This window comes from Pandoraea iniqua, from assembly GCF_902459685.1.
In the GTDB taxonomy this organism is placed as follows: Bacteria; Pseudomonadota; Gammaproteobacteria; order Burkholderiales; family Burkholderiaceae; genus Pandoraea; species Pandoraea iniqua.
On sequence record NZ_CABPSF010000009.1, the window covers coordinates 151470 to 176170 of the forward strand.

22 protein-coding genes are annotated in these 24701 nt (G+C 64.8%); 17 read left to right on the forward strand and 5 right to left on the reverse strand.

The features are described 5' to 3' along the window. Positions 1-89: 89 nt before the first annotated feature. The 7 genes from PIN31009_RS24435 to PIN31009_RS24465 all read left to right on the forward strand — a co-directional run bounded on the left by PIN31009_RS24435 (position 90) and on the right by PIN31009_RS24465 (position 4871). Entirely contained in the window at positions 90-497 is a 408-nt protein-coding gene (locus PIN31009_RS24435) for a hypothetical protein (protein ID WP_150791821.1), read from the forward strand. Between the two features lie 14 nt (positions 498-511). After that, the gene (locus PIN31009_RS24440; RefSeq protein ID WP_150791822.1) at positions 512-1054 is read left to right on the forward strand and encodes a hypothetical protein; all 543 of its coding nucleotides are present in this window, start codon (positions 512-514) and stop codon (positions 1052-1054) included. Between the two features lie 30 nt (positions 1055-1084). Further along, on the forward strand, positions 1085-1699 hold the full coding sequence (locus PIN31009_RS24445) for a hypothetical protein (RefSeq protein ID WP_150682449.1): 615 nt from the start codon (positions 1085-1087) through the stop codon (positions 1697-1699). Next, positions 1696-2211: a CesD/SycD/LcrH family type III secretion system chaperone gene (locus PIN31009_RS24450; protein ID WP_246185837.1), complete on the forward strand. Its 516-nt coding sequence runs from the start codon at positions 1696-1698 to the stop codon at positions 2209-2211. Before PIN31009_RS24445 ends, PIN31009_RS24450 begins: the two co-directional genes overlap by 4 nt. Next, positions 2208-3707, forward strand: coding sequence for a type III secretion system translocon subunit SseC family protein (gene sctE, locus PIN31009_RS24455; protein WP_174997374.1), 1500 nt, complete (start codon positions 2208-2210; stop codon positions 3705-3707). The genes PIN31009_RS24450 and sctE overlap by 4 nt, the downstream gene beginning before the upstream one ends. Before the next feature lie 65 nt (positions 3708-3772). After that, positions 3773-4423, forward strand: coding sequence for a hypothetical protein (locus PIN31009_RS24460; protein WP_150791824.1), 651 nt, complete (start codon positions 3773-3775; stop codon positions 4421-4423). Positions 4424-4427: 4 nt separating this feature from the next. After that, positions 4428-4871, forward strand: a complete 444-nt coding sequence (locus tag PIN31009_RS24465; protein WP_150682446.1) for a hypothetical protein — start codon at positions 4428-4430, stop codon at positions 4869-4871. Here PIN31009_RS24465 and PIN31009_RS28405 read toward each other — a convergent pair. After that, positions 4839-6050: a methyl-accepting chemotaxis protein gene (locus tag PIN31009_RS28405; protein WP_150791825.1), complete on the reverse strand. Its 1212-nt coding sequence runs from the start codon at positions 6048-6050 to the stop codon at positions 4839-4841. The two genes, PIN31009_RS24465 and PIN31009_RS28405, sit on opposite strands and share 33 nt — an antisense overlap. 125 nt (positions 6051-6175) lie before the next feature. Continuing rightward, positions 6176-7642: an SLC13 family permease gene (locus PIN31009_RS24475; protein WP_150791826.1), complete on the reverse strand. Its 1467-nt coding sequence runs from the start codon at positions 7640-7642 to the stop codon at positions 6176-6178. Between the two features lie 164 nt (positions 7643-7806). Between PIN31009_RS24475 and PIN31009_RS24480 the strand changes: the two genes are divergently transcribed. Both PIN31009_RS24480 and PIN31009_RS24485 read left to right on the forward strand, forming a co-directional pair. Beyond that, positions 7807-8619, forward strand: a complete 813-nt coding sequence (locus PIN31009_RS24480; RefSeq protein ID WP_150791827.1) for a helix-turn-helix domain-containing protein — start codon at positions 7807-7809, stop codon at positions 8617-8619. After that, complete coding sequence (locus PIN31009_RS24485; protein WP_246185838.1) at positions 8616-8972, forward strand: GIY-YIG nuclease family protein; 357 nt, start codon at positions 8616-8618, stop codon at positions 8970-8972. Before PIN31009_RS24480 ends, PIN31009_RS24485 begins: the two co-directional genes overlap by 4 nt. Here the strand turns inward: PIN31009_RS24485 and PIN31009_RS24490 are convergent. Next, complete coding sequence (locus PIN31009_RS24490; protein ID WP_174997376.1) at positions 8944-10230, reverse strand: serine hydrolase domain-containing protein; 1287 nt, start codon at positions 10228-10230, stop codon at positions 8944-8946. The two genes, PIN31009_RS24485 and PIN31009_RS24490, sit on opposite strands and share 29 nt — an antisense overlap. A 592-nt stretch (positions 10231-10822) precedes the next feature. Between PIN31009_RS24490 and mprF the strand changes: the two genes are divergently transcribed. The 3 genes from mprF (at position 10823) to PIN31009_RS24505 (ending at position 16733) form a co-directional block, all read left to right on the forward strand. Further along, complete coding sequence (gene mprF / locus PIN31009_RS24495; protein ID WP_246185847.1) at positions 10823-13399, forward strand: bifunctional lysylphosphatidylglycerol flippase/synthetase MprF; 2577 nt, start codon at positions 10823-10825, stop codon at positions 13397-13399. A gap of 35 nt (positions 13400-13434) precedes the next feature. Beyond that, positions 13435-15213, forward strand: coding sequence for a virulence factor family protein (locus PIN31009_RS24500; protein WP_150791830.1), 1779 nt, complete (start codon positions 13435-13437; stop codon positions 15211-15213). A 212-nt stretch (positions 15214-15425) separates the two neighbouring features. After that, positions 15426-16733 (forward strand): solute carrier family 23 protein, encoded by a 1308-nt coding sequence (locus PIN31009_RS24505; RefSeq protein WP_150682438.1) that lies wholly within the window; start codon positions 15426-15428, stop codon positions 16731-16733. Positions 16734-16807: 74 nt separating this feature from the next. Here PIN31009_RS24505 and PIN31009_RS24510 read toward each other — a convergent pair whose 3' ends face one another. Beyond that, positions 16808-17743, reverse strand: a complete 936-nt coding sequence (locus PIN31009_RS24510; protein ID WP_150791831.1) for a LysR family transcriptional regulator — start codon at positions 17741-17743, stop codon at positions 16808-16810. Between the two features lie 328 nt (positions 17744-18071). Between PIN31009_RS24510 and PIN31009_RS24515 the strand changes: the two genes are divergently transcribed. From PIN31009_RS24515 to PIN31009_RS24530, 4 genes are all read left to right on the forward strand, one after another. Next, entirely contained in the window at positions 18072-19787 is a 1716-nt protein-coding gene (locus PIN31009_RS24515) for a DEAD/DEAH box helicase (protein WP_150791832.1), read from the forward strand. Between the two features lie 328 nt (positions 19788-20115). Beyond that, positions 20116-21069 carry a ketopantoate/pantoate/pantothenate transporter PanS gene (gene panS, locus PIN31009_RS24520; protein WP_058376439.1) on the forward strand — a complete coding sequence of 318 codons (954 nt, stop codon included), beginning with the start codon at positions 20116-20118 and terminating at the stop codon, positions 21067-21069. 343 nt (positions 21070-21412) lie between these two features. Then, the gene (locus PIN31009_RS24525; protein WP_058376438.1) at positions 21413-21973 is read left to right on the forward strand and encodes a gamma carbonic anhydrase family protein; all 561 of its coding nucleotides are present in this window, start codon (positions 21413-21415) and stop codon (positions 21971-21973) included. A 65-nt stretch (positions 21974-22038) separates the two neighbouring features. Then, positions 22039-22800, forward strand: coding sequence for a peptidylprolyl isomerase (locus tag PIN31009_RS24530; protein ID WP_087691136.1), 762 nt, complete (start codon positions 22039-22041; stop codon positions 22798-22800). Positions 22801-22888: 88 nt separating this feature from the next. Here the strand turns inward: PIN31009_RS24530 and PIN31009_RS24535 are convergent, their stop codons facing one another. Then, positions 22889-23698 (reverse strand): class I SAM-dependent methyltransferase, encoded by an 810-nt coding sequence (locus PIN31009_RS24535; RefSeq protein ID WP_087721979.1) that lies wholly within the window; start codon positions 23696-23698, stop codon positions 22889-22891. Between the two features lie 173 nt (positions 23699-23871). Here PIN31009_RS24535 and PIN31009_RS24540 point away from each other — a divergent pair, with 173 nt between their 5' ends. Next, positions 23872-24699: a helix-turn-helix transcriptional regulator gene (locus PIN31009_RS24540; RefSeq protein ID WP_150791833.1), complete on the forward strand. Its 828-nt coding sequence runs from the start codon at positions 23872-23874 to the stop codon at positions 24697-24699. The last annotated feature ends 2 nt before the right edge of the window (positions 24700-24701 follow it).

The following is a 24701-nucleotide window of genomic DNA, read 5'->3' on the forward strand; positions in this document are numbered from 1 at the left end:
GTCACAGTTTGAGAAGTCACGTCAGTGACGCCTCCGTACGATGCACGTGTTGTTTCTAACAGCACCAATCTACGTACGGAGGCACGTCAATGTCCGAGTCATCGCAGGTCCCCCAAATGCCGACGCTCTCGCCCGCCGAGAGCGATTCGGTGTCGCAGGACGATGTCATCCGCCAGTACGAGCGCGCTTGCGCCGAGATGCAACTGGCGGGTCGCAAGCTACATCGTCAGATGCAGGAATATCAGACGATGCTCGATGAGGTCGCTCGTCTTGAGGCGGCCAACACCCCCGAATCCCACGAGAAACTTCAGCGGCTCGCCACGTTGATCGACAGCGCGTCTTTTCAACGGGATGAGCGTGAGATTCAGCGCATGAGCGGTGCGCTGGCGCACGCCGTCGCGAAGTTGAAAGCCGATGCCCCCAGATCGCTGGCTGCGCGATCCGATCAACCCGTGAGTCAGCCGGCGAAGCGTGTGCCGTCTGCGCCGCGCGCGTGAACCGGGAGGCAACGATGTGGAATGCCATTCCCGGCGTGTCCGGCACGCGTCTCGATGAAGGGCTTGCCGGCATGTCAAAAATCCCGGCGTATGAAAGCGCGGACACGCGGATCGACGATGCCGACGGCAACTTGCTGAAGGCGGTCATTCTGCGGGCGCGAGATCAGCTGATCGAGGTGCACGCGCACTCGACGTCTGCGTTGCCACTGCTGATCGCCCGACTCGACGCGGCACGCAGCGCGCGTGACTACGTAAAGGTCTGCGACAGCTTGCTGGCGAGCGCCGCACAAACCCAACCGTTGCCGCCAGCGTTACGTGAATTTGCAGCCCAACACGATCTGATCTCCGCCGAAGCGTCGTCGGCGCCGTTCGATGCACCAGCGCTGCGCCGCCTGAAAGCGGACCTTGAGGCGTTGTCGTTCGCGGGCGGGTCATCGACGCAGGATCAGGTCGAGGTCAAGCGGTTGCTCATGTTCTACGAAACCACGTTATCGCTGGCTAACGGCACCCAGACGCGTCTGCGCGAGACGTTGAAGTCGATCACGCAAAACTTCTGAACCCCATCTCTTACTTAAGGAAATCAATCAATGGCTACGCCCCTCTCGATCCCAAGCTTCATCTCCGAATCCCAAGTTAAGCGCGACCTGCGCGGTTACGAAGGTGCAGGCGGAAAAGTGAAACTCGACTTTCACGGTTTGCTGGCGCAGTACGGCACGATGATGATGGAAGCCGGCGCCGAAGACGCGAACTACAAGATTCAGGAAATGAAGAAGCGTCAGGCCCAAGGACGCGAGGCGCGCGAAGCGGCCAATCAGATCGAGAAACTGATCAACGATGTCGGCTCGGATAACGCGAAGAAGGTGGCGGTCGGCGCGGGCATCCGAAGCTTCTTCGATAAATACAACATAGAAATTACGACCGGCGACGATGGTACGAAGAAGACAATGCGCCAATGGGAGGGACGAGGTGCGAACGATAAGACGCCGACCGGCGGAAACGGCGATTACAACGCTGCGCATCTGCGCGCGCTGAAGGCTGCTGCGGAAGGTTTTGGCGAACAGGCTTCCGATAGCCGCACCGTCGATCAGATCGAGATCAACAAGACGCTTCAGCAATACAACGGCGCGTCGACGTTGGTGAACACGATCATCAGCTCGCAAGGTTCACAGCTCAACCAGATCAACGGCTCGTTGCGCACGTGAGCGGCATCGCACCCGAGGCGGCGTCGCGGCCAGTGCTTCCGGTGGAAGACGCCGAGACCATCTTCGCGAGGTTTTTCGAGAGTGGCGGCGCATTGCGAATGCTCGCCGATCTCGATGAGGCCGATCTCGCCCGTGTGCGTGCCCATGCGTGTCAGCGCTTCACGGAAGGAAAAATCGCGGCCGCCCAGCGGGTGTACTTCGTGCTTGCCACGCTGGATCAATGGTCGTTCGACGACTGGTTTGGTCTGGGGCTGTGTTACCAGCGTCTCGGCCAGCACGAACAGGCGTTGCCGTGTTTTGCGAAGGCCGGGGTGATCCGCTCGTCGGACCCCCGCGCGCCGTATCTCGCCGGGCTCAGTTACGAGCGTACCGGCAATCGGGAATTCGCTGTGAAGGCGTATCGCGCCACGCTCCGGTTGTGTGCTGCCGAACCGCAACACGCAACGCTTGCCCGTTCGGCGAGCGCGAGATGCGAATCCCTCGACATTCCTCCCCGACAGGAGACAACATGATTTCGATTTATTCGGCAGGGGCCGGCGCTGGCCCGTTGCGGGCGTTGGATGTCCGCGATGCGCCGGCCTCCGATGCAGCGTCCGACAGCGCGCAGGCCGATGCGGCACGTAAGCGCCGCGAGAATGACAAGTGGCTGACATCGGATGACTTCGCACCTGACATGCCGAACGACGTCGATGCCAAAGAAGCCGATGGTGCGTTCGCCCGGCTATTGCAAAAGCTCTTCTCGATCAGCAGCGGTCTCGCAGCGGACGCGCTCCGCCCGCAGGGCCATCACGGCGCACAGGACCTCGCATCGCTGGAGCAACTCGATCCGTCGACCATGGCCATGATGGCGTCGATGATCACGATGGAAGCGCTGGGCGATACGGCGAAGTCAACGCAACGCGCGCTCGAATTGCTCGCCGAGCGTCAGGACAAGTTGCGCCAAGAAGATATCCAGAGATTTCGCGAGCAAATGGACAAGGCCACGGAAGACGCCAACAAAGCCCGCAAGGGCGGTGTCTTCAGTGCGGTGTTCGACTGGATTGTGGCGGCGGTGGAGACGGTCGTGGGCGCCGTCAAAGTGGTGACGGGTGTCTTGACGATGAACCCGTTGTTGATCGCGGGCGGCGTCGCTGATCTGGGGGCGGGCATTGCCGGCCTCGGTGCGGCGTTCCACAAGACGATGGCGCTGGTCGACCCCAAGAACGCGGGCTACCACGAGCAGCAGGCGGAAAAGTGGGGCAAAGCGCAGATGGCATTTCAGATCATCGGCGCCGTCGTGGGCTTCGGCACCTCGCTCAAAGGCGTGCTCGCCGCGCGCACGGTGACGAAAACCGCCGGGCGCGTGTTCAAGGGCGCCGCCGGCGAGTCGCTGGAACACGCGATCAAGGCGGGCGACAAGGCAGCCATCGATACGATCAAGAAGCGAGTGTCGTCCGAAGTCAGTTTCGTGATCGGTGACCAGATCGGCAAACGCGTCGGCAAGTCGCTGCTGCAAAGCGGTACGCGCACGTCGCGTGCGCTGGCCAAGGCGGGCTTCAACCGGATGGCGGAGACCTTTGCGCAGCAGATGACCGAGCAGATGGTCGAGCGCGCGTTCAAGAAAGTCGTCAAGGCGGCTACCAAACAAGTCGCGAAGGGTAAAGCGGTGACGGCGAAAAGTCTCGGCAACTCGTTCAGTTCGCAATTGCGTCTGGAGGCGGGGCGAGCGGCGCTGCGCGGTTCGTGGTCGCTCTCGGGGGCGGTGCGCAGCACGCTGGTCGGGGCCAACGCTGTCGGTCAGAACGTGATCGGCATGCAGCGCGCGAAGCTCAACTTCGACGCGAGAAATCTCGGCGTCGACATGATGTGGCTGCAAACGCTCATGGACCTGACGGGGGACGACAAGAAGCGCAATGCAAAGCGCATGGAGACGCTGATCGAGCAACAGGCAGACATTGCGACGTCCGCCAGCGAGATGGTGCAGCAAACGGGGGCAACGCGGATTCGCATCGCTGCGTCCATGGCGTGAGTTCGCGCCACTTCTGAATCATCCGGCGTGGCAGAAGCCACGCCATTCTTATGACGGAGTTTGATATGACACTTCGCACCGCTTCGATTTCAACCGCCGTCTCGGTACCGCCCGATTACGTGTTCGATGGCGCGATCGATGGCGAACGCCTGCGGGTCCCGGCGTCCCTCCGAGACCGGCCGGATGGTCTTGCACTGCTGCGCATGCTGCACAAGCTCTTCGTCACGATGCGCACGGAAGAGCGTAACGTCGATCAGTCGTTTCGCACGCGCCACGATGTGATCGTGTTCGAGCGGGCGCAAACCGCGCGGCAGGAGAAATACAACGCCAACAAGAAGCACTACAGCTCGGGGATGTCGTCGGCGGGCGGCGGACTGGGGGCCGGCCTCTTTTCGCTGGTCGGAGGCGCCGGTGGCGCGGCGGCCGGCTTCAAGGGCATGGGTGATATCGCCCGCATCGGCAGCGATATCACGAATGGCATGGGCACGACGATTAAGCACGGCATCGACTTCAAAGCCAACAACGAATCGTTTGCGGGGCGCGATAACGATGTGCTCGGCGAGTTCGAAACATCGCTGACCGACGAGACCCGCCGCACCAACGATCGGTTGCGTCAGCGTATCGAAGCGAGCAGTGCGGATATTCGCGAAAAGTCTCAGGCGATGCTCAGCATGTGGGGGCAGCAGGTCGTCAAAATGTACGAGTCCATTCGGTAACCCCATGAGAACTTGCGAGCGCGCCGTCGCGGCATTCTTCCGAACCCACCGCTTTGCCGCAAACGTCGAAGTCTGCGAGCACACGCGGGTCGAGTTGGGACACCGTGTCGACGATGGCGTGCTGTCGCTCTGTCATCGCTTGGATAAGGTGGCCGCCGGCACCGTGCTGACGGTGACCGACTTCAGGCTCGGACCGGAGGCCAACGCCAGCGAACTCGTCGTGCGCCGATTTTGTCGCCTGATCCGGATGCTGTTGCGCACGGTGCCGCATGTGACCTACGTGCGCGGCATGATTCTGCCCGGCGTGAGTGACGCGCATCGACGCGACACCCGCCAGCGGCTCGCCGCCGTGCTTGAACGCGAAGGGGCGTTCTGGCGTGAGGAAGACGGCGACCGCTGGCTAGTGTTTTGCCGATCAGGCGGCGAGCCAGCGCTGGGCCTGCGTTGAAGGCTCGATCTCTGCCGCTATGCCGTTCGACGCGTCATGCGTGCTTGATGCAGACACCGAGGCCGGCGTGGCAGGCAGCACTCCTTTGGTGCGTATTTCCCGCAATGCAGCGTCGTCGTCCCATTGCTGCACCACGCCGTACCATCCCAATCCCTCATAAGTCTCGTAGCCGGGCGTGAGCGCGTAGCCGACGAGACCATCGTCGCCTGCACCTCCTGCATCCCCGGCATGATAGAAGCCGGTCGACGCCGCCCCACCTTCGCGCGGTCGACGCAAACTGAATCGCTCCAGCAATATTCCCTCGCCATCGCTCGACGCCAACACACGATGCTCCGCATCGAGCAGGAGGCAACGTGTACGCGCGCGTTCGTCGGGCAACAGCGGCACCCCTTGCACGACGGCCTTCGCCTGCGGCGCCCAATCGAAGAAGATGCCCAGCGCGCCGAGCGGTGCGCCATGCGTTTCGCCTTCCTCCCGAATCGCCGTGGCGTAGGTCGCCACTTCGGCGTTGTGCAGAAGCTTTGCGCGGCGTACGTCGAACGCTGCGTAGTCGGCCCCGCTCGGCGTGTTCATCGCTTTGAGAAACCAAGGGTGCCGCGAGGCATCGGAGCCGATGACACCGGGATAGCGATCGGGGCGGCCGTTGGCGACGATGCGTCCATCGGCATCCGCTACCCAGAGATCGAGATACACCGTGTAGCTGTCGAGAATCACGCCAAGGCGTCGGCATGCATGGCGCGCGGCTTCCGGCGATGGGTCGCTCAAGACATCGACGAGCGCCGTGTCGGTGGCCCACCAGCGTACGTCGCACGAGCGCTCGTAAAGGTTGCGGTCGATGATCTCGATCATGTGATGCGCGAGGTCGGCCAGACGTTGCCCGCGATGCTGTTCCAGTTGACCGATCATGCTGTCGCCGAGCGCAGACAGTTCGGTGAGCGAGCCCGCGAGCTCCGTGGTCAGATCCCCGGCGATCGTCGTGATGCGCTCCGAGACATGTTTCACTTCGTTGGCGACGACGGCGAATCCCCGTCCCGCGTCGCCCGCGCGTGCGGCTTCGATGAGCGCATTGAGCGCGAGGTACTTGGTCTCCCGGGTGATGTGAGCAATGGTTGCGATCTTGTCGTCGGCAATGTTTTTAACGCTGTGTGCCAACTCGACGATTCTCTCCGGTGCTGCCATGAACGATCTCCCAAACGTGCGCTGCGTTGTGGTGTCACACGGACTACATGAGATGTCATGCAAGCCTCGTGCCAACGCAGCCCTTCGCACGTCATGGATATTCAGGACTCACGACGATTCAGGGTTCAGGGCAGCATGCCGAGCACGCGCCACCAGAGGTAATCGAGCGGGAACAGCAGCACCAGTGTGATGACGGTCATGACGACGGTCAGCCGCGTGCCGTCGCGCATGGTGGCGCCGCCGAGATGCATGGCGATCATCATCGGCGGGCTCTGGTACGGCAGCAATGCTGTGGAGAACACCGGAACCTGCAACATCAGCACGGTATAGAGCGGCAGGCCACTGGCAGTGGAGAGTTGTCCGGCGAGCGGCGTGAGCACCGCTGGCAGCCCCGGCAGCGTGGCCACGAGGCCGATAGCCGCACCGATGGCGATCAACCACGCGGCATTGATGACCGGCGTGCCCGGCACCATGCCGACAGCGTCGAGACACAAGCGTGCGAGTTTTTCCCCCAGACCGGTGTCGGCCACCACCGCGCCCATGCCGAGAAAGCCTGCCACGTAGATCAGCGGCGTGATGTGCATCTGCTCGGTGAAGGTCTTCGGCGTGACGATGTGAATGGCAGGGAGCAGGCAGATGATGGCCGCCGCCACGGAGATCCACGCGGGCGAGATGCCGTGCCACGCGTCGGTGGCGAAGCCCGCAAGCGCCAGCGCGAGCAAGACCGACAAGCGCCGCGCATCGGTCGACAGCGGCGGTGCGACGGCGTCCTTCGTGTTCTCGAGCGGGCCGTTATCGGGAAACAGACGGCAGATTACCCACACCAGAATCACAGCCTTGAGCGCGCCGAGCACCGGGAAGTGCAGCAAGAGATACGGCGCGTAGTGCAGCTTCACCCCGTAGAACGAGTCAGCCGCCCCCATCAGCACGCTGTTGGGAATGTTGGCGGGCAGGATCGTCGTGGGCGGCATATAGCTGGCGGCCGCGACGGTCATGACGAGCCCCGTGCGGCCACGTCGTCCCTCCGTGAGTCCGATGCGATCGGCGAGTGCCAGCACGATGGGGATGAGCAAGAGAATACGGCCCGTCGTCGAGGGCATCACGAACGCGAGACCCACACACGCCACCATCACGGACGCGACATAGCGCGGGTACGTGGGGCGCTTGAGCGCGAAGAGCGTCGCGGCCAGCTTCGTGCCGAGACCGGTCGTGCGCACGGCAATGCCGGTGACGGCGCCGCCGAACACGAGCCACCACGCTGCCGAGTGGAAGCCGGCGAAGATGACTTCGGGCTTCGCGACGTGCAGCAATACGGCCAGCAGGAAGAACGTCAGCGTGGTGATCGGCTCCGGGAACAACCCGAACGCCCACGCGCCGATGGTGAACAGCACGAGCACGGCCGCCTGCGCGGCGGTCGGTGTCAGGCCCAGCGTGGTACTGCCGTGACTGGCCGCCCACAGCGCGAGCGCCAGCAGGATATAGACGCCGTAGCCGGAGAGGGCGCGGGCCTGCGCTTTCAGGCGATCGCGGCGAAGGGCTTCCGCAGGACGGGGCGGGGGGACGGGCGAGTGTTGCGGCGAAGCATTGGTCATGGCGCTTGTCGTTTTGATGATGGGCCAGAGAATCGGTATTGCTCGGTATTGCTCGGTATTGCCGCCCGCTGCGCGGTGGTGGCTTGCATCGCGTCGGGCATGTCGTATCCTAGCGACTCATCGGGGGCTACGACACCCCGATCCGGACAAATACCAACGCGAACATGCCACGCCCCCCGCGCGCCTCAGCGGCGCGCCCGAACTTCTTCCCGATGCCGCGCACCGCGCCGAGCGCCGATGTGCCGGTCATCGCGCATCTGCGCACGCCACCCGCCGACGCACTCATCGAATCGCACCGTCATCCTTGGGGGCAACTGATCTTTCCGCTGCGTGGCGGTCTGCGCATTATCGCGGGCAACACGAGCCTGATCGCGCCGATTTTTCGCGCAGCGTGGGTGCCGGCGGAAATGCTGCATGAAGTGGCGGCACTGGGCGTTGCCGAGTTCTATGCGCTGTATCTATGGCCCGAGGCGTCGCCGTTGCCGGCCGACCGCTGCGTGGTGATCGAAGCGTCGCCGCTGATGCGTGATTTGGCCGCCGCGCTGGCGAGCGATATGCCGGTGACGGATCGCCGGCATGGGTTGATCACGTCGCTGCTGCTCGAGGAACTGCGCGTCGCGCCCCCCGTCTCGCTCGATTTGCAGATGCCGACCGACCGGCGCTTGCGGTTGCTGTGCGACGCGTTGATGGAACAGCCCGACGACGATCGGTCGCTGGCGCAGTGGGCATCGGAAGTGGGGGCATCGGAGCGCACACTCGCGCGCTTGTTCAGCACGGAACTGGGGACGAGTTTCGGCACGTGGCGGCAACAGGTGAGACTGGCGCGTGCTGTCGACTGGATTGCGCGCGGCGTGCCGGTGGCAAGTGTTGCGGCACGTCTGGGGTATGCGAACCCGGCCGCGTTCTCGGCGATGTTCCGGCGCGCGTTGGGCGTGTCGCCGCGTGAGTTCACGCGTGAGGGGAAGACGAAGGCATGACCGGCACGCCACCCAGCAAACCGTGGTTTCTCTATTTACTCGAATGCGCGGGCGGGCGCATCTATACCGGCATCACCGTCGATGTTCAGGCGCGCTACGCCGCCCACGTGGCGGGTAAAGGGGCGCGCTTCACGCGCGCGCATCCGCCGTCACGCATTTTGTTGTCGATGGATTTTGCCGACCGCTCCGCAGCGTCGCGCGCGGAGTATCGGGTGAAGCAGTTGAGTGCGACGCAAAAGCGCGCGCTGATCGCGGGCACGTTCGCCGTGGATTTCGGCGTGAGCGATGCAGCGGCGCCGCCAAAGACACCGCGCCGCCGCAAAGTTACGGCACCAGACGCGCCTGTCGAATGAGCTTTCGTACGTCGCGCTGAATCGCGCCGAACTGGCCGCGCGGCGGAATCGGCGACACCACCAGCGCCCAGCTATCCCCCGGCACCGTCTTTTCGACCACTGTGTAATAGGTCGACTGCGTGCGGAAGAAGTCGGCAATACCGTCGTGACTGATCCGGTAACTGCGATCCCCCGAACCCGGCACCAGAAACACGCCCAGCGTGTAGAAGATGTCGCGATCCGGATTGATCGGGCCGGCCTGCTTGTCGAGCAGCATCGCGCGCAGCGTCTTCTCCGTGAGCAGGCTCGGGCGGCGAATGTCGAACACGCGCCACACCTTGAGCAGCGCCGAGGTCGACATCTGCCAGCCCGCAAACGGTGCCAGCAGGCGCCAGCTCTCAGGCAGCGTCGCATCGGCGATGCCGAGCGGGCCGAAGATGTTCTTCTCGCAGAAATCTTTGTAGTCGGTGCCCGACACGGCTTCGATCACCATCCCCAGCAACAGATACGAGACGTTCGAGTAAACGAAGTCGGTCTTGCCCGTGGAGTGACCCGCGTCGCCCGCATCGAGATAGTTGAAGAAGTCCGAGCTGCCGCCCACACGGCGAATCGCCAGTCCGCTATACAACCCGTTGACGGGGTCGTTGTAGCCGTTGGTGGCGAGACCGGCGCGGTGCGCGAGCAGACGCCGCACGCTCAAATCGCGCAGGCTCGGGTCGAGCGGCTTGCCGTGTTCCTTGGAATAGGTGTCGAGCAGGTCGCCCAGCTTGGCGTCGAGCGAGAGCTTGCCCTGCTGCACGAGCAGCGCGATGCCGATGGCGGTGACCGATTTCGACAGGCTGGCCACGGGCAGCATCCGCGAGGCGTCGTCGCCGGGCGTGGCCGCTTCGAGCGGCGCGCCGCCATCGGTTTCCGAGCGCAGCCAGACGTGCGACAGGTTATAGCGCTCCTTGAGTTGCGCCACGCCTTGCGTGATGGTCGACTGCCCGATCGGCACGGCCGGCGTAATGGCCACCGAGCCGCCGGTCGAGGGCAGTGCGACGACAGCGCCTGCTCCACTGTAGGCACTGTTGGCACTGCTGGCGGTTGTTGCCGCCGCTGAATTGTTCTGCGCAAGCGCATTGACTGCCGTCAGCAGGGTCGCCGCGCCGAAAAGCGCGGCCGCCACCAGTCCCCGGAAGGACTGACGCGGTTTCACATCGGTCGTATCGCCAAGATCGGCAACGCGCCTCAAACGCGCGCCGATACGCGATACGCCGCACAAGACGTCGCGCGACATGCAACGCAACGCCTCATGCGTGGTCAAACGTGCCCCTGCCGCCCGGCGGTGCCGAACGACGTACATTGTGAATTCCCCCCGCGCACGATCCGATGGACATCAACTCAACTCTCTTCGGAGTCGGAATGGTTCGGGGTGCGCACTTGCCGCTTTGCGGCGCTCTTCAATGTTGATCGAAGTCTAGAAAAACTTCGCGTAAATACCTAGCAAAAGGCCCGCATTTTACATTAAGTTGCACATATCGACAAAATTCACCCATAGCTAAACGCAATCGCAGCCGCCCAGCCCCGAAGCCTCGGGCGTGGCGGCCGACGCGCAGTCGCTATTGCACGCCGAGAACTCTCTCGTCTTGCGAGACAACCTCCGCAAATGCCCGCCTGATAAGGCTTTGCGGCTTACCGAGCCGATCTGTCAGCGCCACACCGACAAGACCTGTCACGTTTCGCGGTGTAATCTATCGGCTACTGGCTCCGACTCGCCCACAGGCCCTAGGGGCGGCGTCTGATGGCGTCGTACCGGCCGAAGGATCGACCGATACATGACTGAACCTACTCGCGCGCGCCCGAGCCGGCCCGCCGATTCTGCTGCTGTAATGGCGCTGCCCGCCCGATGGCGCTGGGTGCGCCAGTTGCCGTGGAGCGCCGCACGCCCTTGGCTGATCACGGCCGGGGTCATCCTGCTCGGCCTCTTCGTCTTCGACGCGCTGCATCACATGCTGCGTCACGTGCACTACGACGACGTTATCGCCGCGATTCACGACACCCCTGTGACACGGCTCGTGCTTGCCATGCTGGCAACCCTCGCGAGCTACGCGGCACTCACCGGTTACGACATCTCCGGCCTGCGGTTCGCGGGCGCCACCGTCAAGCGCTCGACGGTCATGCTCACGTCGTTCATCGCCTATGCATTGGGGAATTCCGTCGGGCTGGGCGTGCTCACCGGCGGCACCGTGCGCATGCGCATGTATGCGGCGGCAGGCGTCGATGCTTCGAAGGTCGCGCAGGCCGTTGCCTTCAACGCGGGCGCGTTCGGTTTAGGCATGACGGTCTTCGGGTCGCTGGGGATGTTGTGGGGCGCGTCGCGCGTCTCTGCGCTGGTGCCGGTGCCCGCATGGATGTTGCAGTTGGCGGCCCTGTTGCTGCTCGCCGGGTCGGGCTGGTTCCTCGCGCTGTGCGCACGCAAGCGCACGGTGGCGCTCTTCGGCCGCTGGGATATCCCGCTGCCGCCGCTGCGTCTCGCGTTGCGCCAACTCCTGATCTCCGCCGCCGATCTCGGCATGGCCGCCGCGGCGCTGTGGTGCCTGCTGCCCGCCGGTGTGGTGGATCTGCCGACGTTCGTCGTGTTCTACGCCATCGCCATGGCGCTGGGTGTGCTCAGCCATGTCCCGGGCGGCGTGGGCGTGTTCGAGGCCGTGATTCTGCTTGCCACCAACGGGCACGCGCCGGTGAGTCAGGTGGCCGGCGCGCTGGTGCTCTATCGCGGCATCTACTATCTGCTGCCTCTCATGCTCGCGGCCTGCCTGCTGGCGTGGTTTGAATTCCGCCAAAGTCCGGCAGCCCCCATCGGACGTGCCGCCGTGCGGCTCTTCCCCGGCGTATTGGCGGCGCTCACGCTCGTGGCCGGTGTCATGTTGCTGATCTCCGGCGTGACGCCCGCGACGCGCGACGCCGAAGACTTCCTGCGTCAACACGTGCCACTGTTTCTCGTCGAAGTCTCGCACTTGCTGGGCAGTGTGGCGGGGCTGGCGATGCTGTTTCTCGCGCGCGGCCTGTTGCATCGGCTGGACGCCGCGTGGTGGGGCTCGCTCGGGCTGACGATTGTGGCGGCGGTGCTCGCGATTCCGAAAGGCATCGCGTTGTCGGAGTGCTTCGTGCTGGCCGTGCTGGCGACGTTGCTGCTGGTCTCGCGCAAACAGTTCGACCGGCGCTCGTCGCTCTTCACGCAGACCTTCGAACCGGGCTGGATCATCGCGGTGCTCTCGGTACTCGGCGCATGTACGTGGCTGATGTTCATGTCGTACCGGCGCGTGGGTTACGCGAATCAACTCTGGTGGCAATTCACGTTCGACGGCGATGCGCCGCGCTCGATGCGGGCGCTGATGGTGGTCGCCGTCATCGGTCTGGGCCTGTCGCTGTGGCAATTGTTGCGTCAGTCGGCCGGGGCGATGGTGCCTGCGAGTGAAGACGAACTGGCGCGCGCGCGAGCAGTGATTCAGAAGCAACCGGCCGCCGACGCCTGCCTCGCGCTCATGGGCGACAAGAGCTTCCTGTTCTCGCCGTCGGGCAACGCTTTCATCATGTACGCCAAGCATCGGCGCTCGTGGGTCTCGCTCGCCGATCCGGTGGGGGACCAGAAGGAATGGCCGGAATTGATCTGGCGTTTCATCGAGCTGGCGGACTCGCATGGCGGGCGCGCGGCGTTTTACAAGACACGTCCGCAGGCGCTGCCGCTCTACATCGATGCGGGATTGCGTGCGTACAAGCTCGGTGAGGAGGCGTTCGTGTCGTTGCCCGAGTTCGGACTGCAAGGCTCGCGCCGCGCGAATTTGCGACACGGCGTGGCACGCGGCGAGCGCGAAGGGCTCTCGCTGGAAATCGTTGCCCCCGCCGACGTGCCGCCACATCTGCCTGAGATGCGCGCGGTGTCCGACGCGTGGCTCGCGCGACAGCACACGCGAGAGAAGGGCTTCTCGTTGGGGGCGTTCACCGACACCTATGTGGCACGGCAACCGGTGGCATTGGTACGACGTGACGGGCGGCTGGTCGCGTTTGCGACGTTGATGTGTCCGGACGTGCAGCGCATCGAGGCGAGCATCGACCTGATGCGTCAGGTGCCGGATGCGCCCGCGGGCACGATGGACTTTCTGTTCGCCAATCTGATGCTGCACTTCAAGGCGCAGGGCTATCAGCGCTTCGGGCTGGGCATGGCGCCGATGTCGGGCATGGTGACGCACCAGCTCGCGCCGCGCTGGCATCGCTTCGGGCGAATGATGTTTGCGCACGGGGCACGGTTCTACAACTTCCGTGGCCTGCGCAGCTTCAAGGACAAATTCGATCCGCAATGGGAGGCGCGCTATCTGATGACGCCGGGCGGACTCGCGCCGATGCTCACGCTCGCCGACGTGGCGGCGCTTGTCGGGGGCGGCTGGAAAGGGATGATTACGAAATGACGGATCGGGCAGATCGCATGGATCGAAAGGGTCGAATGGATCGAACGCAGGGGAAACACCGCGCAATGGCGACGGCAGGGATAAAGCACGGCGGCGGACGCGGCGTGTGGCTGGCCGCAGCATTGCTTCTGCCACTGACGGTGAGCGGGTTGGCAAGCGCACAGACGGCGGCGCCGTCGACGCCATCGTCGCAGACCCAGACAGTCACGCACGCCGATCTCGCGTCCGCCGCATCTGCCCGCTCGGCGGAGCAGGCCGCGAAGGCGCGCAACGTGCTCAAGCCACCGCCCAAGGCGGGCCCGGTCGCCGTGCCGCCATCGGCTGCCTCCAGCGTTACGGCACCAGTCATGGCGCCCGCGGCAGCCGCGGCGGCCGGTGCTGCGGCATCACGCGGCGCCGCCACGGAAGTCATCTCGCATGGCCGCTTCGAGAACGTGCCGGTCTTCCGGCCAGCGGGCGAGCCGAATGCCACGGTGCTGTTCCTCTCGGATGACGATGGCTGGACGCCGCGCGCCGAGCGCATGGCGCGCGCGCTCGTCGACACCGGGGCCATCGTGGCGGGCATCGACACGGCCCGGTTGATGGCGAATTTCACCAAGGACGACGGCGCGTGTGTTTTCCCGTCGGGCGATCTGGACAACTTCGGCCGTTTTCTCGAAGCCTACGAAAAGCTGCCCGGCTACACGCCCCCGATTCTCGTGGGCGATGGCGTCGGCGGTACGTTCGCCTACGCGATGCTCGCGCAAGCTAAGAGCGAAACCTTCTCCGGTGCGCTCTCGGTCGACTTCTGCCCGGTGCTGCCGATGGCCAAGCCGCTGTGTCAGGGCGAGGGCGTGCATTTCGGGCGGGGCATCACGCATACCGCCGGCGGCGCGCCGATGCGTCTGCTGCCGGCCCCTGCATTGGGGGCGCCGTGGCTGGCGATGAGCGGCCCGGCGGGCAGTCCGGTAGCGCGTGCGCCGCGTTGTTCGGATCGTCTCGCCCAAGGCTTTGTCGCGCGCGCCTCGAACGCCAGTTGGGTGGTGGGCGGACTGGCGGGCAGTCTCGGCAGTCAGGGTGACGGTGCCGACGCCTCACCGGGAGGAAACACGCCGGTGCTGGCCGACTGGGCCACGCAATACAAGAACGCGTTCAAGCGGCTCAACGCGCATCACGTGGCGGGGACGGCGCGCCCGCCCGCCGCCGTGGCCGACCTGCCGGTGATCGAAGTCGCCGCGACGGGCAAGCCCGCGGCCAACATGGCCGATGCGTTCGCGATTCTGCTGTCGGGCGATGGCGGCTGGGCCGGGCTGGACCGCGATGTGGCGGGGGCGCTCGCCGCGCACGGCCTGCCGGTGGTCGGCATCGACTCGCTGCGCTACTTCTGGTCGGCGCGTACACCCGCGTCGGGCGCGCTCGACATCGACCGGCTGGTGCGCTTCTATCAGACACGCTGGAACAAGAAGCGCGTGATTCTCATCGGTTATTCGCAAGGGGCAGACGTGCTGCCGTTCATGGTCAATCGCATGCCACCGGTCAGCAAGGAGCGCGTGGCGCTGCTCGTGCTGATGGGGTTGGGGCAGAAGGCCGACTTCGAATTTCGTATGACTAACTGGGTGATGTCCAGCCAGAACGGCCTGCCGATCCGCCCGGAGGTCGAGCGCCTGCCTGACGGGCTGGCCATGTGCGTGTACGGCGCCGACGAGGACGACAGCAATTGCCCCGGCCTCGACCCCAAGCGCGTGCAAATCGTCAAAATGCCCGGTGGCCACCACTTCGACGGCAATTACACACGGCTGGCCGATCTGATTCTCGAAGGCGTCGGCAAGCACTGAGCGCCCGTCACACACGGCGGCGGCATTCCGGATGCCGCCGCCCGCATTGCCAGTCTCCCTGCTACTCACTCCGCCACTCACCGGCCACTCACCCCGCCGTTGTATCCCCGCCCGCGCCGCTTTTTCTCGCCTTGCCTTCCGGTCTGGCGCTCCGTACACTGCCGCCAGTTTCATTGGCCCACCTTGCGCACGACACACAGGAGAAGATCGATATGGCAGAGGGTTATTTCCCCAAATGGCAGCAACGGGACACGGCGTCCGGACGCGTCATCGCGCCCGATGAGCGCCTGCCTTGGCCGCAGACCATCGCCATGGGCGTCCAGCACGTGGTCGCCATGTTCGGCTCGACCGTGCTGGCCCCGTTGCTCATGGGCTTCGATCCGAACCTCGCCATCTTCATGTCGGGCATCGGCACGTTGCTGTTCTTCGTGCTCGTCGGCGGGCGCGTGCCGAGCTACCTCGGGTCGAGCTTCGCGTTCATCGGCCTCGTCATCTCGGTGACGGGCTATGCCGGTAGCGGACCGAACCTGAATATTCCCGTCGCGCTCGGTGGCATCATCGCGTGCGGCGTGCTGTACGCCATCATCGGCCTGATCGTCATGGCGGTCGGCACCCGCTGGATCGAGGCGCTCATGCCCCCGGTGGTGACCGGTGCGGTCGTCGCCGTGATCGGTCTGAACCTTGCCCCCGTGGCGGTGAAGGGCGTCTCGGCCACCAGCTTCGACACGTGGATGGCGCTCGCGACGGTGTTGTGCGTCGGCCTCGTCGCCGTGTTTGCGCGCGGCATGGTGCAGCGGCTGCTGATTCTCGTCGGCCTGCTGCTCGCCTATGTGCTGTACGCGGTGCTCACCAACGGTATGGGGCTTGGCAAGCCGATCGACTTCTCGATCGTCGCCAATGCGGCCTGGTTCGGCCTGCCGCACTTTGCCGCACCGGTGTTCAAGCCGGAAGCCATGGTGCTGCTGGCGCCTATCGCCATCATTCTGGTCGCGGAAAACCTTGGCCACATCAAAGCCGTGAGCGCCATGACCGGTCAGAATCTGGACCGCTACATGGGCCGCGCCTTCCTCGGCGACGGTCTGGCGACGATCGTGTCGGGCAGCGTCGGCGGTACCGGGGTGACGACTTACGCCGAGAACATCGGCGTGATGGCGGTCACGAAGATCTATTCGACGGTGGTGTTTGCCGTGGCGGCGGTGATCGCGCTGGTGCTGGGCTTCTCGCCGAAGTTCGGTGCGGTGATCCAGACAATTCCGGGCCCGGTGCTCGGTGGCGTGTCGATTGTGGTGTTTGGCCTGATTACGGTGGCCGGCGCGCGCATCTGGGTGCAGAACAAGGTGGATTTCTCGGATAACCGCAACCTGATCGTGGCCGCTGTCACGTTGGTGCTCGGTGCCGGTGACTTCACGCTGAAGTTCGGCAACTTCTCGCTGGGCGGCATCGGTTGCGCGACGTTCGGCGCCATCATCCTGTACGCGCTGCTGCGCGGACGCGGTGTTTCAACGCCGGCGGCGATGTAAGCCATATCGACAGCAAGCACGCCGGGCGAACGTTCTCCCGGTGTTAGGCAAGCGTCACACAAGCGGCACGGCGATTACGTCGTGCCGTTTTTGTTTGGGTCGACGGTCGTGTCAGTTGAATGGACGGCAGGCCCTTGCAGCCGGTCGAGCAACTGGCGGGCGTAGACGGGCAGGGCGTCGCGCTCGCGCACACACAGCACCAGCGTGCGCAGCGCCCATGCGTCGGACAACGGCACCATGCCGATACCCAACGTTGCCGCCGAGCGCCGGGCGGCGCTGAGCGGCACGATACCGAGCGCGGCACCCGCTGCGACGGCCCGGCACAAGCTGTCGAAGTCACGCAGCCGCAGCCGGTAGCGCAGCGGCCGCCCGGCACGTTTCGCGTGGCCGTCGAGATGCTCGGCCAAGGCGCTCTGCTCGGGCAGGCCGATGAATTCGGCGTCGAGAATGTCGATGAGGGCGACGTCGTCGCGTTCCGTCAGGGCATGGCCCGGGGGCGTGACGACGACCAGCCGGTCTTGCCGGAACGGCACGGTCTCAAGCCCGGTCAGCTCGATCCAGTCGGAGACGACGCCAATATCCGCCGCACCTTCCAGCACGGCTTGCACGACAGCGGGGCTGGTCTGTTCGCGCAGGGCAATCTCGACATTCGGATGCTCCGCGAGGAATGCGCCCAGCAGATCCGGCAGAAATTCGGACATGGCGACTGTGTTCGACGCAATGCGCACGTTGCCCTTGAGGCCTGCGGCGTACTCGCCGAGTTCGCCGCGCATCTGCTCGATCTGAGCTAGCACCCGGCGGGCGTGGGCGAGCAGGGCGCGTCCGGCCGGCGTGGGGATGACGCCCTGACGGTGGCGCATGAACAGGGCGACCCCCAGCGTCTCTTCCAGCCCGCGAATGCGGGCGCTGGCGGAGGCAAGGGTCAGATGGGCGCGCTCGGCCCCGCCGGTAATGCTGCCGGCCTCGGCCACGAGCAGGCACAGGCGCAGGTCGGTCAGATCGAATCGCACGGAAAATGCCACCTGAGCGTCGGGAGAATGGCATCAGTGTAGCGGCTAGGCCCACGCTCGCGATAGCACTATGGGATGTCACCTGACTCGCGCAGGGGGCGCGTGGTAAACTACGCCCTTTCAAGACACGGCCGTACCCGCGACGGCCTCGCCCGCCAAGCCGCTAGACACATATAGTCAGCCGGCGGGTCGTCTTGCCGGCGTCTTCAGACGCGTCGCCCAAAATGAGCGCGACGTGCGTCGCACGCCCGACGCGGGCTTTCCATCAAGAACAATCAATCGATACGCGCGGGGACACACATCGTGGAGTCCGCGCATTGGTCTTTATATGTCTTTTGAAACGCTCGGCCTATCGGCCGACATCCTGCGTGCGGTCAGCGATCTCGGCTACACACAACCGACCCCGATTCAACAACAAGCGATTCCGGCTGTCCTGCAAGGCGGCGATCTTCTCGCCGGTGCCCAAACCGGTACCGGCAAGACGGCAGGCTTCACGCTGCCTATCCTGCAAATGCTCTCGTCGCGTGCAGCCCCCGCTGCCGCCAACGGCAAACGCCGCGTGCGTGCCCTCGTGCTCACGCCCACGCGTGAGCTGGCCGCGCAAGTCGAAGAGAGCGTCACGCAATACGGCAAGTACCTGCCCCTCACGTCGATGACCGTATTCGGCGGCGTGTCGATGGTGCCGCAGGTGCGTCAACTGGCGCGCGGTGTCGATATTCTCGTCGCCACGCCGGGCCGTCTGCTCGACCACATGCAGCAGAAAACCGTCGACCTGTCGGCCGTGGAAATCCTCGTGCTCGACGAGGCCGACCGCATGCTGGACATGGGCTTCATTCGCGACATCCGCCGCGTGCTGGCCGTGTTGCCGGCAAAGCGTCAGAACCTGCTGTTCTCGGCCACGTTCTCGGACGAAATCAAGCAACTGGCCGATGGCCTGCTGAAGTCGCCCGCTCTGATCGAAGTGGCTCGCCGCAACACCACGGCCGAGACGGTCGCGCAGAAGATTCACCCGGTCGACCGTGACCGCAAGCGCGAACTGCTCGAACATCTGGTGCGCGAGAACAACTGGTTTCAGGTGCTCGTCTTCACGCGCACCAAGCACGGTGCCAATCGTCTTGCCGAACAGCTGACGAAGGGTGGTGTGCCGGCCCTCGCGATTCACGGCAACAAGAGCCAGGGTGCCCGCACCCGCGCGCTGGCCGAGTTCAAGAGCGGCACGCTGCAAGTGCTGGTGGCGACCGATATCGCGGCACGCGGTATCGACATCGATCAACTGCCGCACGTGGTGAACTTCGATCTGCCGGAAGTGGCGGAAGACTATGTGCACCGTATCGGCCGTACCGGCCGCGCCGGTGCGCAGGGCGAAGCGGTGTCGCTGGTGTGCGTGGACGAGCATCAACTGCTCACCGCCATCGAGCGCCTCATCAAGCGCCAGATCGACACGGAAGTGGTGCCGGGCTTCGAACCCGACCCGACCGCTGTCGCCCAGCCGATTCGCAAGAATCAATCGGGTGGCCGTGGTGCGCCGGGTGGCGGTGGTGGTGGACGCGGCCGCGGCGATGGCCAGCAGGCCCGAGCCCCGCGTGAAGCGCGCGAGCCCCGTGAAGGTGGCCGCGACGGCCGTGCCCCGCGTCAGGGTGATGCCGGCAAGCCGCGTCACGCGGCCGACGGCGGCCAACGCAATGGCGAACGTAACGTACCGGCACCCCGCACGAGCGGCGCGGCAACCGGTGGCCGTAATGGCGGCGGGAACGGTAACGGTGGCGGCTTCGGTGGCAATCAATCGCAACCCGGCAAACGCGCAGGCGGTGGCGGTAACGGTGGTAGCGGTGGTGTCGGCGGCGGCAAGCGTGTCGAAGGGCAACGCGCCCCGGCACGTGCCACGCAAGGCGCAGGTCATCAAGGGCAAGGTCGCGACGGGCAGAATGCGTCGCGCGGGCAGGGCGGCGGTGAGCGCAGCGATTTCGCGCAGCGCGGGCCGCGCCCGGCACGCCGTGATGGCGTCGGTGCTGCCCTGTTGATGGGCAAACCGAAGCGAGATTAAGCACGTGATTAAGCACGTGATTAAGCGTCGCCAGCGCTTGCCACGGGCCTGATGATGCATTCGCGGTTCAACACTCCGGTGAGTTTGAACCGCGTTTTGCTCGTCAGGCCCGTTTTCATTTGGCCTCGCGGCATCGTGCTGCGCGCGTGTCTGGCGCGCATGCCGAACCCGTTCGGGGAGTCCCCGAGAGGCGGCTGGCGCAAATTAAGTAAAATATTAACCTTTTGCGCCCGGCGGCCCGGGTGTGGCAGGTGCGATGACCTCTCAGGGAACGAGGGCGCATGGACTCGCCAGTTCGCGCGCCGCATTTCCGTTCTCCGAGGATCTCATGATCGCCCGTGTCACCCGCCTGTTCCCCTTGTGGGCCCTGCTGCTCTCCGTTGCCGCTTATTTTTCGCCAGCCAGTTTCTCCGGCGTCACCCCGCACGTCACCGCGCTGCTGACCGTCGTGATGTTCGCGATGGGCGTCACGCTCACGTTCGACGACTTCAAACGTGTCTTTACGCGTCCCGCCCCGATCGTCGCGGGCGTGGTGCTGCACTACCTCGTGATGCCGCTGGCCGCGTGGGTGATCGCGCGCGTGCTGCATATGCCGCCCGATCTGACCGCCGGCATGGTGCTCGTGGGCAGCGTCGCGAGCGGCACGGCGTCGAACGTCATGATTTATCTCGCGCGGGGCGACGTGGCGCTGTCGGTCACCATCAGCGCGATGTCCACGCTCGTCGGCGTATTCGCCACGCCGCTGCTCACGCGTCTGTATGTGGACGCGTCGATCTCGGTGGACGTGGAAGGCATGCTGCTCTCGATTCTGCAAATCGTCGCGCTGCCGATCGGCGCGGGGTTGCTCATCAACCGCTTCTTCAACCGTGCCGTGCGTGCAGTCGAAAGCTATCTGCCGCTGGTCTCGATGGTCGCCATCGTGCTGATCATCGGCGCCGTGGTGGGTGCCAATCAGGGCAACATTGCCACGGTGGGTCCGTTGGTGATGCTCGGCGTGGTGCTGCACAACGGTCTGGGGCTGCTCGGCGGCTACTGGGGCGGGCGTCTGCTCGGGTTCGACGAATCGATTTGCCGCACGCTCGCCATCGAAGTGGGCATGCAGAATTCGGGGCTCGCGGCCACGCTCGGCAAGTTGTATTTCACGCCGCTGGCGGCGCTGCCGGGGGCGTTGTTCTCGGTCTGGCACAACCTGTCCGGGTCGTTGCTCGCCGGCTACTGGCGCGGTCGCCCGACGGGCACCGCCAACGATGCGCAAGCCGCCCCGACGCGCGCTGCGCACTAAGCGGTTCAGCAGATCGTTCGCTACGCCGGCCATTACTTCGGTCATTGCGTAGCGAACCGCGTTTTTCCCGTGCTAAACACGCTTGTGTGCGGCGCGCAACGGCTGCCCGCACCGTCATCGCGGGCATTTGCCTTTCTGTCTCTCATCGCCTACAACAACGTTATACCGTTCGCGGCGGTGAGAGAATCTGTACCACGGCGCCTGTCCGTGTTCCCTTTCCCCCGCTTGCCCACAGGGCGTATTCCGACGAGGCCGTTTCAGGCAGCGATGCATCGCGCACGTACGCGACGCGACTGTCCGCAGGGCCCGGGCTTACGAGCGAGCGGTCTGGAGTCATTCATCAATGTTGCGAAAGAATCCGAGCGGGGATTTCCCCGTCGTGCATGAAACCTCGTTCATCGATCCGACGGCCATTTTGTGCGGCAAGATCATCGTCGGCGAGAACGTCTTCATCGGACCCTACGCCGTATTGCGTGCCGATGAAGTCGACGAGGGCGGCAAGATGGAGCCGATCGTGATCGGCGCCAATTCCAATATTCAGGACGGGGTCGTGATCCATTCGAAAGACGGCGCACGCGTGACCATCGGCGAGAACACTTCGATTGCCCATCGCTCTATCGTGCATGGCCCGTGTGTGATCGGTAACAACGTATTCATCGGTTTCAACTCGGTGTTGTTCAACTGCGTCGTGCACGACGGCGTGGTGGTGCGGCACAACAGCGTGGTCGACGGGCGCGATATTCCCGAGAACTTCTACATTCCCTCGACCACACACATCAGCCGCGAGACCGATCTCGCGACCATTCCGAAAGTCACTGTCGACGCGCGCGAGTTCTCCGAATCGGTGAGCCGCACGAACGTGCAACTGGCACGCGCTTACCGCCGTATTCAGAACGAGTTCTGAGCGCGAACGTGAGTGTGTGTCATTGCGGGTGAGCGCCGACCTCTGAGCATTTGCAGGAGTTCGTCATGTCTTTGAGCGTCAACGGGATTGTCATCGACGCACGCCGCGTCGCCGATGAGATCGATCAGCATCGTGACGCGGCCGACCCGGAAACGGCGGCCCAGCACGCGCTCGTGAGCCGCGAGTTGTTGCGGCAACGTGTGCGTGACCTGCGGTTGCTCGGTGATGCTGAGATGGCCGGCGCGAGCGACGACGCGATTGTCGATGCGCTCTTCACCCGCGATGTGCATGTACGGCGACCCACCGAAGCCGAGTGCCGCGCGTACTTTCACGAACATGCGGGGCAGTTCCGCGTGGGCGATCAGGTGCAGGCGAGTCACATTCTGTTTGCGCTGTCGGCCGGGGTGCCGCTCTCCGTCACACTTTCGCGTGCGCAGGCGACGCTCGACCGGCTGCGTGTCGAGCCCGCTGCCTTCGAGTCGCTCGCGGCGAGCGAGTCGGATTGTCCTTCGGGGCGAAGCGGCGGCAGTCTCGGGATGCTCACGCGCGGCAGTGGCGCGCCCGAGTTCGAGCTGGTGTTGTTCTGCGGTGACCGGCTCGGCGTGCTGCCACGGCTGGTGAATACGCGTTACGGCTTTCACGTCGTGCGTATCGAGCGGCGTGTGAAAGGCCGCATGCCGCCATTCGAACGCGTGGCCGATCGCATCGCGGCGCAGCTGTATGAAAACGCCCGCACGCGCGCGCTTCGTCACTATGTGGCGCTGCTCGCCGGGGCGGCAGAAATCAGCGGTGCTAACGATGGCGACGGCGCGCGGCTGTTGCAGTAAGTCGTCGCGTGAAGTCGAAGGCAAAAAAAGATGGGGCGCTCTTGCGGGAGCGCCCCATTTTCATTGCGTCATGACGAACCTTGGGTCGTCAGCCGGCGATGAATTCCAGCGTGACGGTATCAAGCGTGAACGAGCCGTCGTCCTGAATGCGGAAGTGTCGCCGCACGTCGTCGGCCATGGCCGTTTGCAACGCGCGAATCGCGACTTGCATCGGCTCGGGGGTGCGCATGCGCGTCGTCCACGTCTTGAAGTCGAGATCGAGCGTGCGCGGCGTGAGCGATGCCACCGAGAAACCGGCATTTGCTGCCATCGTCAGCCATTCTCCCACCGCGTAATCACGCACGTGTGACGTATCGCGCAATACTTCGACCGCCTGAAGATACGTGTCGAACAGCGGTTGGCCGGTGGAGGCGACATCACAGATCACGACACGGCCGCCCGGCTTCAACACGCGGCGCATCTCGCGCAACGCGGCACCGACGTCGGCCCAGTGGTGGGCGCTGTAACGGCTGAACACGAGGTCGAAGCTCGCGTCGTCGAACGGCAGCGATTCGGCCGCACCGAGTTGCGTTTCGATATTCGTCAAACCGCGCTTCGCTGCTTCGCCGGCCACGACGCCGAGCATGTCGGCAGACAAGTCGTACGCGACGACGCGGGCCGCAAACGGTGCGGTAAAGAAGCTCACGTGACCGGCGCCGCAACCCAGATCGAGCACTTGGGCGTTCGGGTGTGCGCGGGCGATGGCCGCGAGTTGTTCGAGGTCGGCACCCTGCGCGTGGTTGGCGCTCGTCAGATACGCCGATGCCTGCGGGCCGAACTGGCCGGTGACGACCGCGTTGTGGGCGTCGTGCGCTGCGGGGGGCGCTGACGAGGAAGTGGGGCGATTAGCGTCGCTCACGGGGCGTCTCCTTCGAATGGACAGTCGTCATGTTTGTGGGCTCGGGTCGGGGCATGCCGATAGCGGGGAGACCCTGTATTCGGGCTTGCGCAACCTCGATGTGACTCACGATAATGGTTCGTCGATACCGGTACAAGTTGTCCATTTATCCTGGTATGAAAACTACCCCTATCATGACCTCACCCGACGCCACGACCCAGCGGCATGCCGCCGACGACGCCCGGGGTGCTGCCAGCCAGCGCCGCGCACTGGGCGACTTCTTGCGCGCGCATCGCGAACGCCTCACCCCGGCCGCCGTCGGTCTGCCACCGATCGGCCGCCGCCGCACGCCGGGACTGCGCCGTGAGGAAGTGGCGCAGTTGTCGGGATTGTCCGCCACTTGGTACACGTGGATCGAGCAGGCGCGCGAGGTATCGATTTCGGTGGGGGCGTTGTCGGCGGTGGCGAGTGCGTTGCGACTCTCGCGCGCAGAGCGTTCGTACCTGTTCGATCTCGCAGGCAAGCGCGACCCCGAGCGGGGTGCCGAGCCGCTGCCGCACCACGCGGCAGCACAAGTGCAGGCCGCCGTCGCTGCCGTGGCCGCACCCGCCTACGCGCTGGATCGCTGCTGGGATGTGCTGGCGTGGAACGACGCGGCGTCCGACATCTTCCGTGGCTGGCTCGATGCGCCGGGGCCGAAGAATTTGCTGCGCTACATCTTTCTCGACGTTGGCGCGCAGACCTTGATTCAGGACTGGCCGAGCCGTGCGCGGCGCGTGGTGGCCGAGTTTCGCGCCGAGTGCAGCGCGTATCTGGACGATTCGCCGGTGCGTGCGCTGACCGACGCGTTGCAACGCGAGTGCGCTGTGTTCGCAGCGCTCTGGTCGCAGCAGGATGTGGTGGAGCGAGAAGGCGGCCGCCGTGGCTTTCATCATCCGACGCGCGGCGAGATCGACTTCGCGCAGGTGACGTTCCGGCTCTCGGGGCACGATGACGTGAAGCTGGTGATGTTGCTGGCGTAGGG

What these genes read in the sequence shown, in the direction of transcription:
- PIN31009_RS24435 (WP_150791821.1), top strand. Translation starts at nt 90, where the DNA reads ATGTCCGAGTCATCGCAGGTCCCCCAAATGCCGACGCTCTCGCCCGCC.
- PIN31009_RS24440 (WP_150791822.1), top strand. Translation starts at nt 512, where the DNA reads ATGTGGAATGCCATTCCCGGCGTGTCCGGCACGCGTCTCGATGAAGGG.
- PIN31009_RS24445 (WP_150682449.1), top strand. Translation starts at nt 1,085, where the DNA reads ATGGCTACGCCCCTCTCGATCCCAAGCTTCATCTCCGAATCCCAAGTT.
- sctE (WP_174997374.1), top strand. Translation starts at nt 2,208, where the DNA reads ATGATTTCGATTTATTCGGCAGGGGCCGGCGCTGGCCCGTTGCGGGCG.
- PIN31009_RS24460 (WP_150791824.1), top strand. Translation starts at nt 3,773, where the DNA reads ATGACACTTCGCACCGCTTCGATTTCAACCGCCGTCTCGGTACCGCCC.
- PIN31009_RS24465 (WP_150682446.1), top strand. Translation starts at nt 4,428, where the DNA reads ATGAGAACTTGCGAGCGCGCCGTCGCGGCATTCTTCCGAACCCACCGC.
- PIN31009_RS28405 (WP_150791825.1), bottom strand. Translation starts at nt 6,050, where the DNA reads ATGGCAGCACCGGAGAGAATCGTCGAGTTGGCACACAGCGTTAAAAAC.
- PIN31009_RS24475 (WP_150791826.1), bottom strand. Translation starts at nt 7,642, where the DNA reads ATGACCAATGCTTCGCCGCAACACTCGCCCGTCCCCCCGCCCCGTCCT.
- PIN31009_RS24480 (WP_150791827.1), top strand. Translation starts at nt 7,807, where the DNA reads ATGCCACGCCCCCCGCGCGCCTCAGCGGCGCGCCCGAACTTCTTCCCG.
- PIN31009_RS24485 (WP_246185838.1), top strand. Translation starts at nt 8,616, where the DNA reads ATGACCGGCACGCCACCCAGCAAACCGTGGTTTCTCTATTTACTCGAA.
- PIN31009_RS24490 (WP_174997376.1), bottom strand. Translation starts at nt 10,230, where the DNA reads ATGTCGCGCGACGTCTTGTGCGGCGTATCGCGTATCGGCGCGCGTTTG.
- mprF (WP_246185847.1), top strand. Translation starts at nt 10,823, where the DNA reads ATGGCGCTGCCCGCCCGATGGCGCTGGGTGCGCCAGTTGCCGTGGAGC.
- PIN31009_RS24500 (WP_150791830.1), top strand. Translation starts at nt 13,435, where the DNA reads ATGGATCGAACGCAGGGGAAACACCGCGCAATGGCGACGGCAGGGATA.
- PIN31009_RS24505 (WP_150682438.1), top strand. Translation starts at nt 15,426, where the DNA reads ATGGCAGAGGGTTATTTCCCCAAATGGCAGCAACGGGACACGGCGTCC.
- PIN31009_RS24515 (WP_150791832.1), top strand. Translation starts at nt 18,072, where the DNA reads ATGTCTTTTGAAACGCTCGGCCTATCGGCCGACATCCTGCGTGCGGTC.
- panS (WP_058376439.1), top strand. Translation starts at nt 20,116, where the DNA reads ATGATCGCCCGTGTCACCCGCCTGTTCCCCTTGTGGGCCCTGCTGCTC.
- PIN31009_RS24525 (WP_058376438.1), top strand. Translation starts at nt 21,413, where the DNA reads ATGTTGCGAAAGAATCCGAGCGGGGATTTCCCCGTCGTGCATGAAACC.
- PIN31009_RS24530 (WP_087691136.1), top strand. Translation starts at nt 22,039, where the DNA reads ATGTCTTTGAGCGTCAACGGGATTGTCATCGACGCACGCCGCGTCGCC.
- PIN31009_RS24540 (WP_150791833.1), top strand. Translation starts at nt 23,872, where the DNA reads ATGACCTCACCCGACGCCACGACCCAGCGGCATGCCGCCGACGACGCC.